The sequence below is a fragment of the Pseudomonas onubensis genome (genome assembly GCF_965653655.1).
Taxonomy (GTDB): domain Bacteria; phylum Pseudomonadota; class Gammaproteobacteria; order Pseudomonadales; family Pseudomonadaceae; genus Aquipseudomonas.
On record NZ_CBFHAZ010000073.1, the window covers coordinates 1 to 16,502 of the forward strand.

Sequence of the window (16,502 nt, forward strand, 5' to 3'; positions counted from 1 at the left end):
CTCCCACTCGGGTGCTAGCACACCAGTGCTGGTTACGGCCTTTGCCCCGCCCGCGTTCTTCAACCTTACGATGAACCAGTTTGATGCGCGACAGCGCTACATCGAAGAGGTGGCGGGGCCTCCCACAGTTGATGATTACATTTCAGCTCAAGGCAGGCCGAACCTTAGTGAATACCGATGGACCAGCTTTGCGTAGTCTGGTCTTCGTGCCGCTGCTCCAGGTCATCCTCATACTGACAACGCGGCCCCTTGCACTTGTACTCGAACGTCACCGGCGCCTGGGTCTGAACCGGGAACAACGATTTGGCTGTCGCCGGTGCATCGTGTGGCACCGCCTCAAGTACAGGCGCTTCGTAGCTCAAGTCCAACGCTGTAGCGTGGGCCATAACCGGCAGGACGGCGAGCACTGCACTCGCCAGAAAAGTCCTTGTAAATAGCATCTGAAACAATCCGCGCAACAAAAAATGAAGCGCGGATTATAAGCCGGATGCCACCGCACATGCACGGTTCAGAGCACGTGCGGTGCTTCAAGGTGCTCGGTAGGGAAGGCTTTGGCATAGGCCTGACACACCCTCAACACCTGCTCATCCGCAAACCGCGCGCCCACCGCATGCAGGCCCACCGGCAAGCCGTTCGCCGCCAGACCGCACGGCACCGAGGCGGCCGGTTGTTGTGTGAGGTTGAAGGGGTAAGTGAAGGGCGTCCACTCCATCCACTCTGTCATCGACGAACCCGGCGGCACATTATGCCCAGCATCGAAGGCGGTAATCGGCATCATCGGCGAGACCAGCACGTCGTAATGCTCATGAAACGCCGCCATCCTCGCCACCAACGCCGCGCGTGCTTCAAGGGCGTCGTTTAAAGCGCCGAGGCTCAACTGCTGGCCTTGTTGGGCGATGCGCAGCAGGCCAGGGTCGAGCAACTGCTTTTGTGCGTCGCTCATAGAACCCGTCAGGCGCGCCGCACCGGCTGCCCACAAGGTGCTGAATACCTCCAACGGGTCGCTGAAGCCTGGGTCGATCTGCTCGACATGCGCCCCCAGCTGCACCAGGCCCGCAACCGCCTGGGCAACCACGTTGGCCACCTGCGGGTCCACGTCCACATACCCGAACGTGGGGCTGTAGGCGACACGCAAGCCTTTCAAGTCCATAGCGCCCGACAACCACGGCGTATGGCGCGGCGCACCGATCAGGCCATCGCGCGCATCCGGTTGTGCCACGGTTTGCAGCATCAGCACGGTGTCTTCCACGGTGCGGGTCATCGGCCCCAGGTGCGACAGAATCGTCATGGAACTGGCCGGCCACTGCGGTACATAGCCGAATGTCGGCTTGATGCCGAACGTACCGGTGAACGCACAGGGAATGCGGATTGAACCCCCGGCATCGCTGCCCTGGTGCAATACGCCCAGATTCAGCGCCGCCGCCGCACCCGCGCCCCCCGATGAACCGCCCGCGGTGGTGCGCGTGTCCCATGGGTTGCGCGTTATGCCGTACAGCGGGTTATCGGTGACGCCTTTCCAACCGAATTCCGGCGTGGTGGTCTTGCCCAGCAGCACCGCGCCGGCTTTGCGCATAAACGCTGAGAACGGCGCATCCACCTCCCACGGCCCTTCGGCAGATGTGGTGCGCGAACCCTTGCGGGTGGGCATGCCGACGGTCAGCGTAAGGTCTTTGATCGAGGCCGGTACGCCGTCCAGCGGGCCGCAGGGTTGGCCCTTGAGCCAGCGTTGTTCCGAGGCGCGCGCCGCGTTCAACGCGCCTTGCGGGTCCACATGGCAGTAGGCGTTCACCACTGGGTTAAAGCGTTCGATCCGCAACAAGGCATCTTCAGTCACTTCTACCGGTGACAGGCTCTTGTCGCGAAAATGCTGCAGCAGTTGCACCGCCGTCAGTTGGCCAATCTCACTCATGCCGCTTCTCCCTGCGCCGCGTTGACCATGGCGCGCAGCAACACCGCGCAGCCCGCTGCCAGGTCATCCGGCGCGGCGTTTTCGATTTCGTTATGGCTGATGCCGCCTTCGCACGGCACAAAGATCATCCCGGCCGGGCCGAGTTCGGCGACGAAAATCGCGTCATGCCCGGCGCCGCTGACGATGTCCATATGGCTCAAGCCCAGCGCCTGCGCACCGTCACGCACGGCGTTGACGCAGGCGGGGTTGAAGTCCAGCGGCGGGAAGTCGGCAGTGGGCGTCAGTTCAAAGGTGAGCCCGTGCCGTGCGGACGTCGCCTCGATCACCCCGCGTATTTCATCGACCATGGCTTGCAGTTTGTCGGCATGCAGGTGGCGCAAGTCGATGGTCATGTGCACCTGGCCTGGAATCACATTGCGCGAGCCGGGGTGCAGGTTCAGGCAACCGACCGTGCCGCAGGCGTGGGGTTGCTGTTGATGGGCGATGCGGTTGACCGCGCTGACCACTTCGGCTGCGCCCACCAGGGCGTCCTTGCGCAGGTGCATGGGCGTGGGGCCTGCGTGGGCTTCGACGCCGGCGAGGGTCAGGTCGAACCACTTCTGGCCGAGGCAGCCCATGACCACGCCGATGGTGGTGGCGCGATCTTCCAGCACCGGGCCTTGCTCGATATGCGCCTCGAAATACGCGCCGACAGGGTGGCCGAGCACCGCACGCGAACCGGCGTAGCCGATGCGCTGCAATTCGGCGCCCACCGACAGGCCTTGGTCATCGAGTTTGTCGAGGGTGTCCTGCAAGTCGAACTTGCCGGCAAACACCCCGGAACCCATCATGCACGGCGGGAAGCGCGAACCTTCCTCGTTGGTCCACACCACCACCTCGATGGGGGCTTGGGTCTGGATATTCAGGTCATTCAAGGTGCGGATTACTTCCAGCCCGGCCATCACGCCGTAGCAGCCATCGAACTTGCCGCCGGTGGGTTGCGTGTCGATATGGCTGCCGGTCATCACCGGCGCCAGCGTCGGATCAAGCCCTGGACGCCGCGCAAAGATATTGCCGATGGCATCGACACTGACACTGCACCCGGCGGCCTCGCACCACTGCACAAACAGGTCGCGGGCCTGACGATCGAGGTCGGTCAGCGCCAGGCGGCACACGCCGCCTTTGACCGTAGCGCCAAGCTGAGCCAGGTCCATCAACGATTGCCACAAGCGGTCGCGGTTGATCAGCGGGGCATTGCTCTTGAGCGGTTGCGCAAAACTATTCATGTGCGAATCTCCGGTCAGGCACTCAGGGCCAGGTAGCGGTTCTTGATGCTTGGGTCGGCGCGGAAGGCTGCGGCGCTGCCCTCGTATACGACACGGCCCTGTTCGAGCACGTAATGGCGGTCGGCAAGCTTGTCGCAGACCATCAGGTTCTGCTCCACCAGCAACACCGGCAGGCCGTCGTCCTTGACCTTGCGCAGGATTTTCACCAGCTCGTCGACGATCACCGGCGCCAGGCCTTCGGTGGGCTCGTCGAGGATCAGCAGCTTGGGGTCGTTGAGCAGCGCACGGGCGATGGCGAGCATCTGTTGCTCGCCGCCGGACAGCGCGTGGCCGGCGTTTTTACGCCGCTCCTTAAGGCGCGGGAACATGCCGTACACGTCTTCAAGCTGCCAGCGGCTGGTCTTGCGCACGGCGATACGCAGGTTTTCCTCGACGGTGAGCAGGCGGAAAATCCCGCGGTTCTCCGGCACCAGCGCCAAACCCTGACGGGCGATTTCAAAGATCTTCTGGCCGACCAGCGCCTGGCCGTTGAAGTGAATCTGGCCCTGGCGCGGGCAGATAATCCCGAGGATGCTGCGCAGCGTGGTGGTCTTGCCCGCGCCATTGCGGCCGAGCAACGTCACCAGTTCACCGGGATTGACTGTGAGCGACACGCCCTCCAGTACGTGGCTTTTGTCATAGTAGGAATGGATGTTTTCGACAATCAGCATCAGGCAGCCTCCCCAAGATAAGCCGTACGCACACGTTCATCGGCACGCACAAACTCCGGCGTGCCTTCCACCAGGATCTGCCCGTGACTCATCACGGTGATGCGTTGGCTGATGGACATGACAATGCTCATGTTGTGTTCGATCAACAGCACCGTGTGGTCGCGGCCGAGGTCGCTGATCAGTTGGGTCATGATCGGAATGTCATCGATGCCCATGCCCGACGTTGGCTCGTCGAGCATCAGCAGTTTGGGTTTGGAACAGATCGACATGCCCACCTCCAGTACCCTTTGCTGGCCGTGGGACAACTCGCCGGCCAGGGTGTCGGCGCGGCGGGTCAGTTGCAGGCGTTCGAGGACTTGATCGGCCATCTCCAGATGCTCGCGCTTGCTGTCGACGCGGCGCCAGAAGTTCAGCGCACGCGCGCCGTCGCGCCCTTGGGCGGCCAGGCGCAGGTTTTCGCGCACGCTGAGGTTCTGGAACAGGCTGGTGAGCTGGAACGAGCGCGCCATGCCCAGGCCGACGCGGCCGTGGGCCGGTTTGCGCATCAGGTTCTTGCCGTCAAAATGAATCGCGCCGGCGGTGGCCTGGCGCTCGCCGGTGAGGCAGTGAAACAGGCTGGTCTTGCCCGCGCCGTTGGGGCCGATAATGGTGTGAATGGTACCGGCTTCGACCTTGAGGTTGACGCCGTTGACCGCATGGAACGCGCCATAGGCCAGTTCCAGGTCTTTGGTTTCCAGCAGGATGCTCATAGCCCTTCCTCCTTGGCGACAGCGGCGGTCTTGCGGCTGCCGCGTGCCCGTTCGAACAACGACGCGAGGCCGCCCCACAAGCCGCCGCGCATAAAGATCACCACGAAGATCAGGATCACGCCGAGCAGCATCAGCCAGCGCGGCCACAGGTCGGAGAGAAAGTCCCCCAGCAGCACGATGGAACCGGCGCCCAGCAACGAGCCGAACAGCGAGCCGGTGCCGCCGACGATGGTCATGATCAGGATGTTCTCGGACATCGCCAGGTCGATGTTCGACAGCGGCACAAAGTGCAGCAGCATGGCGTACAGCGCGCCGGCAATGCCGGTGACGGCGCCGGACAGCACGAACACCAGGATCTTGAAATGCCGCGTGTCATAGCCGATGGCCGAGGCGCGGGTTTCGTTTTCGCGGATCGCCATCAAGGTGCTGCCGAACGGCGAGGCGATCACCCGGCGCGCGCCGATAAAGATCAGCAGGAACAGCACCGCCACAAAGCCATAGAACACACGGGCGTCGGCCAGCGACAGCAGCACGGTGTCACCGATGCGGATCTCCGGGCGCGGCACGCTGAGCAGGCCGTTGTCGCCGCCGGTCCAGTCGCTCAAGGTGTAGGCGACAAAGTAGGCCATCTGGCTGAACGCCAACGTGAGCATCACGAAGTAAATGCCGGTGCGCCGGATGGCCAGCGCACCGACCAGAAACGCCAGGAAACCACCGGCAATGGCAGCGCCGAGCAATGCGGTGAACAAGCCCAGTTGCAGGTGAATCATCAGCAGCGCCGCGCAATACGCACCGGCGCCGAAGAAAATGCCTTGGCCGAACGACAACAGCCCGGTGTAGCCCAGCAACAAGTTGCAGGCCAGCGCGGCCAGGGCAAAGATCAGGATCTCGGTGGCCAGGGTCGCCGAGGGCAGAATCAACGGCAAGCCGATCAGCACCGCCAGCACCCACAGCAACATGGCTTTGGATTGGGTTTTGGCAAACGGCAGGGGGTTTTTCTCGCTCATGTCAGGCTCTCCCGAACAGGCCGTAAGGGCGTACCAGAATCACCACGGCCATCGCGCCGTAGATCATCAGGCTCGCGCCTTGGGGCCAGAGTGTGGTCATCAGGCTTTGCACCACGCCTACCAGTAAACCGCCGACCAGCGCGCCGCTGAATGAGCCCATGCCGCCGATCACCACCACCACGAAGGCCACGCCGAGGATCTCCGGGCCGACAAAGGGTTGCGCGCCGCGCAAGGGCGCAAACAGCACGCCCGCAACACCGGCCAGGGCCACGCCAAGGGCAAAGGTCATGGAAAACAGACGGAAGATATTGGTGCCCAGCAGCGACACGGTTTCGGTGCTTTCACTGCCGGCGCGTACCAGGGCACCGAAGCGCGTGCGCTCCAGCAGCAGCCACAAGGCCAGGCCGATCAGCGCGGAAAACACGATGAGAAACAGGCGGTAGTAGGGATAGACGAAGTCACCCACCACCAGCACGCCGCGCAGCAGTTCCGGCACGGCGACACTTTTGCCCACCGGGCCCCAGATCATCACGCTGGCTTCCTGGATGATCAGTGCGATCCCCAGGGTCACCAGGATCTGGAACATGTGCGGCAAGTGATAAATCCGCTGGATCAGTAAGCGCTCGATCACCCACGCCAGCGCGGCCACCACCAGCGGCGCGATCAGCAGCGCCAGCCAGAAGTTGCCGGTAAGGCTCACGGCGGTGTAGCAGATGTAGGCACCCAGCAGGAAGAACGCGCCGTGGGCGAAGTTGACGAAGTTGAGCAAGCCAAAAATGATCGTCAGCCCGACCGCGATCAGGAAATAGATCATCCCCAACCCAAGGCCGTTGAGGATCTGGAACAGGTAAAGATTAAGCATGCAGAAACCCTCGGCAGGCAGCCGCTCACGCGGCCCTGCGCTAAGCAATTCAGAGGATCAGGCGAGCGTGCAGCCCGTCGCCTCGACCGGCGGGAACGATTGCCCGGCGCTGAGCACCTTGGCCAGGTCGTCCTTGTCGGCCATGTCGCCGGTGGCTTTGCCGATCAGCAGGTAGTAATCCTTGATCACCTGATGGTCACCGGCGCGGATCGACTCCTTGCCGGTCGGGCCTTCGTAGCTCAAGCCTTGCAGGGCTTTGGCCACCGTCGGGCCGTCGAAGCTGGCGGTGCTGATGATGGTTTCGAGCATGACTTTGGTGCTGATGTAATCAGCCGCCAGCGGGTAGGTGGGGTTGATGCCGTATTTGGCCTGGGTGAGCTTGACCAGTTCACGGTTGAGCGGGGTGTCGACCTGGTGCCAATACTGCGCGCCGAGGTACACGCCTTCGAGCACGTCGCTGCCCAGCTCCTGGAACTGGTCGAGCCCGGCGGACCACACCAGCAGCACTTTCATGCGCTCCTTGATCCCGAAGTTCACCGCCTGGCGCAGGGTGTTCGACGACTGGCTGCCGAAGTTGAGCAGCACCAGCACGTCGGGCCTGGCAGCGATGGCGTTGGTCAGGTAGCCGGAGAATTCCTGTTCCTGCAATGAGTGGTAGCTGTTGCCGACATGTTCCAGGCCATTGTCCTTGAGCACGGTCTTGGCGCCTTCGAGCAAGGCTTCGCCAAACACGTATTGCGGGGTGATGGTGTACCAGCGCTTGGCGTCAGGCAGCAGCTTGATCAGCGGCAGCAGGGTTTCGCGGATCGCGCCGTAGGTGGGCACCGACCAGCGGAAGGTCGCCTTGTTGCAGTCTTTGCCGGTCACTTCATCGGCGCCCACCGGGGTCATGAACACGCCGCCAACCTTGTCGACTTCCTTGGCCACCGCCAGCGCCGAGGACGACAGCGTGCAGCCCTGGAAGAATCGCGCGCCGTCCTGCTGGATCGCTTCCTGAACCTTGCGCACGGCTTTGCCGGCATTGCCTTCGGTGTCGATGACCTTGTAGTTGAGCGGGCGGCCGAGCACCTCGGGGTGCTGCTCCACCGCCAGGCGCGAACCCATGTCGGCAAACTTGCCATAGCTGGCAAACGCGCCGGACATGGACTTGAGGCCGTAAAAGGTAAAAGGCTCGGCGGCGAATGCAGAGCGCACACTCAGCGGAAGGCTGAGCGCGGCGGCGGCGGTAAGACTGGCTTTCAACAACGTACGACGCTGCATGGGGTGACTCCCTGGTTTAGTTATTGGCAGGAGCGGCAAGGGCGATACGGTGGAGCATGGGCCTGTGGGCAGGCCTGTTATTGGGTGACTCGGTGCTGCGGCTGGGCTCGGTCAAATGTGGGAGCGGCGGTGCGACGATTCGACTTGCTCGCGAATGCGGTGTATCAGTCACTGCATGCGGGTCTGACCCACCGCATTCGCGAGCAAGCCCGCTCCCACATTGGATCTTTAGTGTTTTTAAGAGTGATCAAACTCCAATAGAAAGTGCGGGCTGACCTGGCCTTCCAGCGCCGTCATGTGGTGTTCGGCGTCGCACATATGTTCATGCATCAGGTTGCGCACGGCCGTTTCATCACCGGCGCGAAAGGCCAGCAGCAACTGCTTGTGGTAGTCCAGGTTGGCCGCGTCGAACTGTTTGCGCTTGGGCTTGTAGGCCTTTTTCAGCACCACCAGGTCGCGCAACAGATCGTTGAGAAACTGCGCCATAAAACTCAGCAGCGGGTTGGGGCAGGCCTTGGCCAGCAGGTTATGGAACTCCAGTTCCGCCAGGCGCTGTTCGCGTTGGCCGGCTTCGCTGTCTTCGGGTGCGCTGCAAAAATCCACGTTGTCTTGCAGGGCCTGGTAATCGTCTTCGCTCAAGCGCCCCAGCACCGACACCGCCAGCTCCACCTCAATGACCTTGCGCAGTTGGTACACCTGCTCGCCGTCCAGGTGCTGGAAGTGCAGGTAGTTACGCAACGCGCGGCTGGCCGGTTCAGTGCCCGCCTGGTTCAGATAGGCGCCACCACTGGGGCCCGTGCGTGTACTCACCAAGCCTTCCACTTCCAGGGCCTTGAGTGCTTCACGGGCCGAGCCTTTGGAGCACTGGAAGCTTTCCATCAGCTCGCGCTCGGTAGGCAGGCGGTCGCCGGGCTTGAGCGCGTCGGTGACGATCGAGCGCTTGACCGACTCGACAATCACATCGGAAAGCTTCTGGCGTTTGCGTCGTAGCGGGCGGCTGAGCATGCTGTTCTATTGATCCTATTAATGCGGATTAATAGCACTTAATAACGATTGGGCGAGAGCGTCAACGCAGGGTGTCGTTTTCGGCCTGAAGTGGTCGTAAATGCGCGGGTTATTCCCAACTGCCGAGGTCGAGGCAGCGTGTGGAAACCGGCGGCTGTTTACCGAATACGAGAAAATCGCCTACCCAGCGGTTAATGCACCCGGCGGCGGTGCCAGGCCGGGCCGGCTCCTTGAGCAGCAATTGTTCGATGCCGGCTGCGACCGGCTCAGGCTCCTGGGCATTGACCAACACCATGCGTGCGACGCGCTCGGGAAACAATGCGGCGTAGCGGCTGCCGAGCCGGGTGGCCTGCGCGTTGCCGAGGTAATTGAGTTGGGCCTCACCCAGTTGTGCGCGCACAAATTCCATATCGCGCGCCGCTTGCTCAACGCCGTTGGCCTGGCTGAGGTCACGGGCGCTCAGTTCGATCACGTCATAGCGGTTGGTCAAGGTGCGATAGGCCTGGGTGGCGTAGGATTCCCAACGGCTGGTCAGGTGCAGGGCGAAGGTTGCGCCTTGGCCCTTTTGCGGCTCACCACCCTGGATAAATACCACGCCTTCACGGCTAAGCGGCTGGCGGGCGCCCACGCGGGTCAGGGTCAGGCGCACGCTGCCGCGTTTGGGCGCGGTATAGTCGCGGGGCACGTTCACACTGGCACATTGGGTGCGTTCCAGCACCTCGGGGTCCGGCCGCTCCTGGGCGGGGAAGGGGCAATCGAGCAGCCAGTCAATCGCGGTCGGCGCGATCAGTGGCTCGGCCAACGCCTTGCCGGCGATCAGCCAGAGGCCGATACACGCCAGGTTTCTGACCAGAACGCTGAGTTTCATCAAGAGGGTCCGGGCTGCCGTGTGAGGGCGGCTTTTTTACCAAGGACCCAGGGTCAAAGAATGTAGGGTAAGTAAACGCTTTGTGTAGGAGTTTACAGTTTTATTGTCGCAGCTCCGTATTCCAGCCGCCGCCCAACGCTTTGTACAAGGCAATGCTGGCTTGCAGCCGTGACAGCCGCAGTTGCACGTTCAAGTCCTGCGCGGCGTACAGGGTGCGCTGGGTTTCCAGCACCGTCAGCAAGTCCTCGGCGCCCGCCTGGTAGCGGCTCTCGGAGATCTGGAAGGCGGCCTGGGCCTGTTGCAGTTCTTCAGCCTGCCATTGGCGTTGCTGGTCCAGGCGCGTGATGCTGCTGAGGGCTTTCTCCACATCGGCAAAGCCGTTGATGATCGCGCCGCGATAGGTTTGCAGCAGCTCGTCCTGGCGGGCGCGAGCCTTGTCGCGCTCGGCGCTTAAACGGCCATTGTTGAAGATCGGCGCGACCAGCCCCGACGTCAGGGTGTAGAACGGGCTGCGCAGGATATCTTCAGCTTTATAGGCGCCGGAGCCGACTGTTGCGCCCAAGGTCACGGTGGGCAGCATGGCTGCGCGTGCCACCGTGACGTCGGCACTGGCCGCCGCCAGCTGCGCCTCGGCGCGGGCCAGGTCGGGGCGCCGGCTGAGCAGTTGGCTCGGCACGCCGGCACCCATGGTGGGCCAGGTCAGCGCCTGAAACGCCTCGTTGCCCAGGTCCAGGGCTTGTACGGGCTGACCGAGCAGGGCGGCGAGGGTGATACGCGACTCTTCGGCCACTTGCGCAATCAGCGGCAATTGCCGTTGCTGGCCGGCTACCAGGCTTTTCTGTTGGGCCAGCTCCAGGGCGGTGGCGGAGCCTGCGTTGTAGCGGGTTTGCACCAGGTCCAGCACACTGCGCGCATTGGCCAGGTTCAGCTCGGCGATCTGCTGGCGTTGCTGCGCGGCGAGGGTTTGCGCGTAGCGGTCGGCGACGTTGCTGAGCAGGGTCAGCTCCACGGTGGCCTGGTCGAACTCACTGGCGCGCAGGCTTTGCAGGGCGCTGTCGCGGGCGGCAAAGCGGCCGCCCCAAAAGTCCAGTTCATAGCTGGCGGTAAGGTTGGCACCGAAGCTGTCGACGGTCTTGTTGCTGTCGGTGGCGTCCAAGGAGGCATTGCCGTTGCCGCGCAGCAGTTTTTCACGGCTGGCGGTGAGGTTGAACTTGACCTCAGGCAGCAACGGCGCCCCGGCAATTACCGCACTCGCCTGGGCCTGACGCACCCGTGCCATGGCGGCGGCCACGTCATAACTGTCGCGTCGCGCCTGATCGATCAGGCGGTTGAGCGGCCGGCTGCCGAATTGTGTCCACCAGCGTTGGTTGGTCGCCTGCGTGGCATCGCGTTCGGCGTACTGCCAGGCGGGCGGTGGCGCGAGGCCGCTGTCGACGGTTGGTGGGTTGCCGGTGCAGGCGTTGAGCAACAGGCACACACCCAGCAGGGAAGATCGTTTATTCACTGGTCAACGCCTTAACCGGATCGAGCCGGGCAGCTTTACGGGCCGGCATAAAGCCGAATACGACACCGGTGACCAGCGCACAGCCAAACGCGCCAAACACCGCCAACAGAGAAAATTGCACCGCCACCTCGGCCAGCACCAATACGCCGCCCACCAGCAGCGCGAGGGCAATGCCGAACAGGCCACCGACCACCGAGAGCATCACCGCCTCGGTGAGGAACTGGCGCAGGATGTCGCGCTGGCGTGCGCCGGTGGCCATGCGAATACCGATTTCACGCGTGCGTTCACGCACCGTCATCAACATGATGTTCATCACACCGATCCCGCCCACCAGCAGGGAGATCGCTGCAATCGAGCCGAGCATCAGCGACAGCGTATTGGCCGTGCGGGCTTCGGCCTGAATCATCGCGGCGTTGTTGGTCAACTGGTAGTCACGTTTACCGTTGTGCAGCTTGAGCATCAGCTGATCAATGGCCATTTCAGCCTCGTGAACCTTGCGTGCATCGGCGGCGGCGATCGCCACGTATTCGGGGTTATAAGTGCCGAACAGGCGCACGCTGGCGGCGGTGTACGGGATGGCGACGCGGTCGTCGCTGTCTTTATTGCCGGAAGCGGAGCCTTTTTCGGCGAGCACGCCGATGACCTGGAAAGGCACGTTTTCGATCAGGATGTATTCGCCGATCGGGCTGGCGACGTTCTTGAACAGCTTTTCGCGGATACGGTGGCCGATCACCGCGACGGTAGCGCCGGCGCGCTCGTCTTCCTGGGTGAAATAACTGCCTTCGACCACCGGCCAGTTGAAAATCTCGGGGAAGTTGACGTCGTTGCCACCCACATAGGCCAAGTAGTCCAGGTTGCCGAAGCGAACCCCGGCGTCGTTGCCGTTGACCGGCATGATGTGCTTGACCTGGGGCAACATCGCCAGCGCGGCGACATCGCTGAGGGTCACGATACCCAGCGGCGTGCGCGGGTTGGGCGAGGAGCCGCTGAGGTAGATGATATTGGAGCCGAACGCGCCCATCTGCGCCATCACCTGGCGCTTGCTGCCTTCGCCGACGGCCAGCATCACCACCACCGAGGCCACGCCAATCACGATCCCCAGCAGTGTCAGCGCGGTGCGAAAGCGATTGATCCACATCACCCGCCAGGCCGCGCGTATGGCATCGAGCAGTTCGGCTTTCCAGGCACCGTTGTGCTCGGCACCGTCGGCCAGGCGCTGGCGCAGGTCGACGGCTTGCAGCGCGTCGCTGTTGGCCGTGACCGGTACATGGGTGTCACTGTGCGCCGAGTCGCTGATGATCAGCCCGTCGCGAATTTCGATGATGCGGTTGGCCCGCGCCGCGACTTCGCGGTCGTGGGTAATCAGGATCACCACATGGCCCTGGCTCGCCAGTTCGTCCAGCAGCGTCATCACCTCGGCGCCGCTGTGGCTGTCGAGGGCACCGGTGGGTTCGTCGGCGAGGATGATGTGCCCGCCGTTCATCAGTGCGCGAGCAATCGACACCCGTTGCTGCTGGCCGCCGGAGAGTTGGTGCGGGCGGTTGGCGGTGCGGTCGGCCAGGCCCAGGCGTGTGAGCAGGGCCTTGGCGCGGGCATGCCGCTCGGTGGCACTGATGCCCGCATAGATCGCCGGCATCTCGACGTTTTCCTGGGCCGACCCGGACGGAATCAGGTGGTAGCCCTGGAACACAAACCCAAAGGCTTCGCGGCGCAGCCAGGCCAGTTCGTCGCTGCCCAGGTGCGCGACGTTTTCGCCGGCGAACAGGTAGTCGCCCTCGGTGGGGCGGTCGAGGCAGCCGAGGATGTTCATCAGCGTGGATTTGCCGGAGCCGGAGGCGCCGACAATGGCGACGAATTCCCCGGCGTGGATCGACAGGTCGATCCCGCGCAGCACGTCGACCTGCGGGCTGTCACCGCCGCCGTAGGATTTGCGGATGTTCTTGAGTTCGATCAGCGGCGTGGTCAAATCAACCCCCACTGGCGTCGGCCGGGCCGATCAGCAGGTGATCGCCTTCCTTGACGCCACTCAGCACTTCGACGCGCAGGCGGTCGCTGATACCCACGCGCACCTCGCGCTCCTCAATGGAGCCGTTTTTTGCCACCACGCGGGCGGTTTGCGTAGCGCTGCCCTGGCTGCCAAGCAAGGCCGCAACCGGCACGGTGAGCACATCCTTGACTTGGCTGGCGACGAAAAACACCTGGGTGGTCATTTCGGCCATCAGGGCATTGTCGGCGTTGTCCACATCCAGCAGCACGGTGTAGAGCACCACACGGCCGCTCCCGCTTTTGCTGGTGCTGCTGGGGCTGCCGTTGCCCTGGCTGGTTTCATTAAGGGGCTTGGGCGGGATCGGCAGGATCTGGCGCACGGTGCTGGTCCAGCGCCGGCCACCGCCGCTGAGCGTGGTGAAATAGGCGGTCATGCCGGGTTTGACGTGGCCGATGTCGGCTTCGGAGACCTCGGCCCATACGGTCATCGGCGACAACTTGGCGATGCGCAGGATCAGCGGGGTCTGCTGCTGGGCGTTGAGGGTCTGGCCGACGCGCGCATCCACCGCCACCACTGTGCCGCTCATCGGCGCGAAGATGCGTGTATAGCCCAATTCGGCCTCGTCGCTGCGCAGGCTGGCCTGGGCCTGGCGGATCTGTGCCTGGAACATGTCGACCCGTGCCTGGGTGGCACTCAGCTCGGCCTTGGCGGTTTGCACGTCTTCTTCGCGGGTGGCGTTACCGGCCACCAGGCGTTGCTGGCGCTGGTATTTCTGGCGCGCCAGTTCGTGCTGGGCTTTCTGCTCCTGCAACTGGGCCTTGAGGTTGTCGATGGCATAGCGGCTGGCATCGAGCTTGGCCTGTTGCGTGGCGGGGTCGATTTCGACCAGCAACTGGCCTTCTTTGACCTGGTCACCGGCCTCGACATGAATTTTGCGGATTTGCCCGGATGCCTGTGCGCCCACATCGACATACCGGCGTGGTTGCAGGGTGCCCAGCGCCGTCACGCTGTTTTCAATGTTGCCACGGGTGACGGTGACGGTAGACAGGCTATCGCGGCCCGGCGGCAGTATTTGCCAGGCCGCCAGCGCGACGATGGTAATCAGGCACGCGACAACCAGCAGGGCGCGTCGGGCGGGGCGAGGGCGTTTCATGCGTTGGTTCCAGCCGGGAAGTGTGGACCGCAGTTGCGGAGGGCTGACAGTTATACGAGAAAATTGCCCGAAGATTTAGGCGTTTACATACGAGGTAACAGCTGCGTCGAATAAAAAAAATCGACAGTTGATGCAAGACTTCTTTAAAAGTAGATGAGAATTACTATAAATTGCACGCATTCAAACTGCCATCATCCATGGCCGGTCTTCATTAGCACTCAAGGATCAGATGCCGTCTCCCCAGACGGTCGGGAGTCATGTTGGAAAACTACTATCGCGAGCTGGTGTGTTTCCTCAACGCCAAGCTGGGCAACCGTCAGGTGGCCGAAGATGTGGTGCATGACGCCTACGTGCGAGTACTGGAGCGCGCCAGCGAAACGCCGATCGAACAGCCGCGCGCGTTTTTGTACCGCACCGCGCTGAACCTGGTGATCGACGGCCATCGGCGTAATGCCTTGCGCCAGTCCGAGCCCCTGGAGGTGCTGGACAGCGAAGAACGCTTCGCTTCCAGTTCGCCCCACGCCAACCACGATCAGGCCCAGCGCCTGGCCCTGCTCGATCGTGCCCTGGCCGAGCTGCCCAGCGCCTGCCGCGACAGCTTCCTGCTGCGCAAGCTCGAGGGCCTTTCTCACCCGCAGATCGCCGAGCGCCTGAGCATTTCCCGCAGCCTGGTAGAAAAACATATCGTCAACGCCATGAAGCATTGCCGGGTACGCATGCGTGAGTGGGACGCGCACTGATCGCAGATTAGTTAAATTTTATTTCACTGTCCTCGTTTCCTATCAACACATGGCCTGTTGTTCAGGCTTTGCAGGTATTCCCGCCCCACCGCCAAGGGGCTTATCCAGAGGACACTGGAATGACACAGGCAATTGCTTCGCCCGCGGTTCACGACCTGATCGGGATCGGTTTCGGCCCATCGAACCTGGCGCTGGCCATCGCCCTGCAGGAGCGTGAAAAAGCCCAGGGTAAACTGGACGTGGTGTTTCTCGACAAGCAGGCCGACTACCGCTGGCACGGCAATACCCTGGTCACCCAGAGCGAGCTGCAGATTTCGTTCCTCAAGGATCTGGTGACGCTGCGCAACCCCACCAGCCCGTACTCGTTCGTCAACTACCTGAAGGCCCACGACCGCCTGGTGGATTTCATCAACCTGGGCACTTTTTACCCATGCCGCATGGAGTACAACGACTACCTGCGCTGGGTGGCCGGGCAGTTCCAGGCCCAGGCGCGGTATGGCGAGGAAGTGCTGGCCATCGAGCCGATCCTGCACCAGCAGCAGGTTGAAGCGTTGCGCGTGATCTCCCGTGATGCGCAGGGCGAACAGCATGTGCGCACCACCCGCTCGGTGGTGGTCAGCGCCGGCGGCACGCCACGTGTACCCGAGGCGTTCAAGGCACTCAAGGATGACGGCCGGGTGTTCCACCACTCCCAATACCTCGAGCGCATGGCCCAGCAGCCGTGTGTGGAGGGCAAGCCGATGCGCATTGCCATCATCGGCGGCGGGCAGAGCGCGGCCGAAGCCTTTATCGACCTCAACGACAGCTTCCCGTCGGTGCAGGTGGACATGATCCTGCGCGGTTCGGCGCTTAAACCGGCGGATGACAGCCCGTTCGTCAACGAGGTGTTCTCGCCGGCCTTTACCGACCTGGTGTTCCAGCAAGTCGGCGCCGAGCGTGAGCGCCTGGTGGCTGAGTACCAGAACACCAACTATTCGGTGGTCGACCTGGACCTGATCGAGCGCATCTACGGGATTTTCTACCGCCAGAAAGTCTCCGGCATCAACCGCCAGGCCTTCCGCACCATGACCGTGGTCGAGAAAGCCACGGCCGGGTCGCTGGGCATCGAGTTGGTACTGCGCAACAACGCCAACGGCGACACCAGCGTCAGCCATTACGACGCGGTGATCCTGGCCACCGGCTACGAGCGCCAGATGCACCGCGAACTGCTGGCGCCACTGCAAGCCTATATGGGCGACTTCGAGGTGGCCCGCGACTATCGGATCGTCACCGACGAGCGCTGCAAGGCCGGTATCTATATCCAGGGGTTCAGCCAGGCCAGCCATGGTTTGAGCGACACCTTGCTGTCGGTACTGCCGATCCGGGCGGACGAGATTGCCGCCTCGCTGTATGAACACGATCGCCATCGTGGCAAGGCACGCTCGGTGCAGGATTTGCTGCTGGCCACTGCTAGCTAAGTAACAAGCTGCAAGCTTCAAGCTTC

General features: G+C 62.8%; 15 protein-coding genes. 2 read left to right on the forward strand and 13 right to left on the reverse strand.

Annotated elements, in window-relative coordinates; genetic code table 11:
* Window positions 1–164 precede the first annotated feature (164 nt).
* From ACTD9P_RS20890 to ACTD9P_RS20950, 13 genes are all read right to left on the reverse strand, one after another.
* Entirely contained in the window at window positions 165–407 is a 243-nt protein-coding gene (locus ACTD9P_RS20890) for a hypothetical protein (protein ID WP_177336540.1), read from the reverse strand.
* 101 nt (window positions 408–508) lie between these two features.
* Window positions 509–1,909, reverse strand: coding sequence for an amidase (locus tag ACTD9P_RS20895; RefSeq protein WP_438869189.1), 1,401 nt, complete (start codon window positions 1,907–1,909; stop codon window positions 509–511).
* On the reverse strand, window positions 1,906–3,174 hold the full coding sequence (locus ACTD9P_RS20900; protein ID WP_438869190.1) for a Zn-dependent hydrolase: 1,269 nt from the start codon (window positions 3,172–3,174) through the stop codon (window positions 1,906–1,908). The genes ACTD9P_RS20895 and ACTD9P_RS20900 overlap by 4 nt, the downstream gene beginning before the upstream one ends.
* A gap of 14 nt (window positions 3,175–3,188) precedes the next feature.
* A complete protein-coding gene (locus ACTD9P_RS20905; RefSeq protein ID WP_138814770.1) occupies window positions 3,189–3,884 on the reverse strand; it encodes an ABC transporter ATP-binding protein in 696 nt (231 codons plus the stop codon).
* A complete protein-coding gene (locus ACTD9P_RS20910; protein WP_058422317.1) occupies window positions 3,884–4,633 on the reverse strand; it encodes an ABC transporter ATP-binding protein in 750 nt (249 codons plus the stop codon). The genes ACTD9P_RS20905 and ACTD9P_RS20910 overlap by 1 nt, the downstream gene beginning before the upstream one ends.
* Window positions 4,630–5,640: a branched-chain amino acid ABC transporter permease gene (locus tag ACTD9P_RS20915; protein ID WP_438869191.1), complete on the reverse strand. Its 1,011-nt coding sequence runs from the start codon at window positions 5,638–5,640 to the stop codon at window positions 4,630–4,632. Before ACTD9P_RS20915 ends, ACTD9P_RS20910 begins: the two co-directional genes overlap by 4 nt.
* Window position 5,641: 1 nt before the next feature.
* Complete coding sequence (locus ACTD9P_RS20920; protein ID WP_056861341.1) at window positions 5,642–6,502, reverse strand: branched-chain amino acid ABC transporter permease; 861 nt, start codon at window positions 6,500–6,502, stop codon at window positions 5,642–5,644.
* Window positions 6,503–6,559: 57 nt separating this feature from the next.
* Window positions 6,560–7,762 carry an ABC transporter substrate-binding protein gene (locus ACTD9P_RS20925; protein ID WP_438869192.1) on the reverse strand — a complete coding sequence of 401 codons (1,203 nt, stop codon included), beginning with the start codon at window positions 7,760–7,762 and terminating at the stop codon, window positions 6,560–6,562.
* 237 nt (window positions 7,763–7,999) lie between these two features.
* Window positions 8,000–8,767 carry a FadR/GntR family transcriptional regulator gene (locus tag ACTD9P_RS20930; RefSeq protein ID WP_438869193.1) on the reverse strand — a complete coding sequence of 256 codons (768 nt, stop codon included), beginning with the start codon at window positions 8,765–8,767 and terminating at the stop codon, window positions 8,000–8,002.
* 109 nt (window positions 8,768–8,876) lie between these two features.
* The gene (locus ACTD9P_RS20935; RefSeq protein WP_438869194.1) at window positions 8,877–9,635 is read right to left on the reverse strand and encodes an alpha/beta fold hydrolase; all 759 of its coding nucleotides are present in this window, start codon (window positions 9,633–9,635) and stop codon (window positions 8,877–8,879) included.
* A gap of 100 nt (window positions 9,636–9,735) precedes the next feature.
* Window positions 9,736–11,139, reverse strand: a complete 1,404-nt coding sequence (locus ACTD9P_RS20940; protein WP_438869195.1) for an efflux transporter outer membrane subunit — start codon at window positions 11,137–11,139, stop codon at window positions 9,736–9,738.
* Window positions 11,132–13,105, reverse strand: coding sequence for a MacB family efflux pump subunit (locus tag ACTD9P_RS20945; protein WP_438869196.1), 1,974 nt, complete (start codon window positions 13,103–13,105; stop codon window positions 11,132–11,134). Before ACTD9P_RS20945 ends, ACTD9P_RS20940 begins: the two co-directional genes overlap by 8 nt.
* 1 nt (window position 13,106) lies before the next feature.
* The gene (locus ACTD9P_RS20950) at window positions 13,107–14,279 is read right to left on the reverse strand and encodes an efflux RND transporter periplasmic adaptor subunit (RefSeq protein WP_438869197.1); all 1,173 of its coding nucleotides are present in this window, start codon (window positions 14,277–14,279) and stop codon (window positions 13,107–13,109) included.
* A 257-nt stretch (window positions 14,280–14,536) separates the two neighbouring features.
* Here ACTD9P_RS20950 and ACTD9P_RS20955 point away from each other — a divergent pair, with 257 nt between their 5' ends.
* Together ACTD9P_RS20955 and ACTD9P_RS20960 are read left to right on the forward strand one after the other, a co-directional pair.
* Window positions 14,537–15,019: a sigma-70 family RNA polymerase sigma factor gene (locus tag ACTD9P_RS20955; protein WP_438869198.1), complete on the forward strand. Its 483-nt coding sequence runs from the start codon at window positions 14,537–14,539 to the stop codon at window positions 15,017–15,019.
* A 119-nt stretch (window positions 15,020–15,138) separates the two neighbouring features.
* Window positions 15,139–16,476, forward strand: coding sequence for a lysine N(6)-hydroxylase/L-ornithine N(5)-oxygenase family protein (locus tag ACTD9P_RS20960; protein WP_438869199.1), 1,338 nt, complete (start codon window positions 15,139–15,141; stop codon window positions 16,474–16,476).
* The last annotated feature ends 26 nt before the right edge of the window (window positions 16,477–16,502 follow it).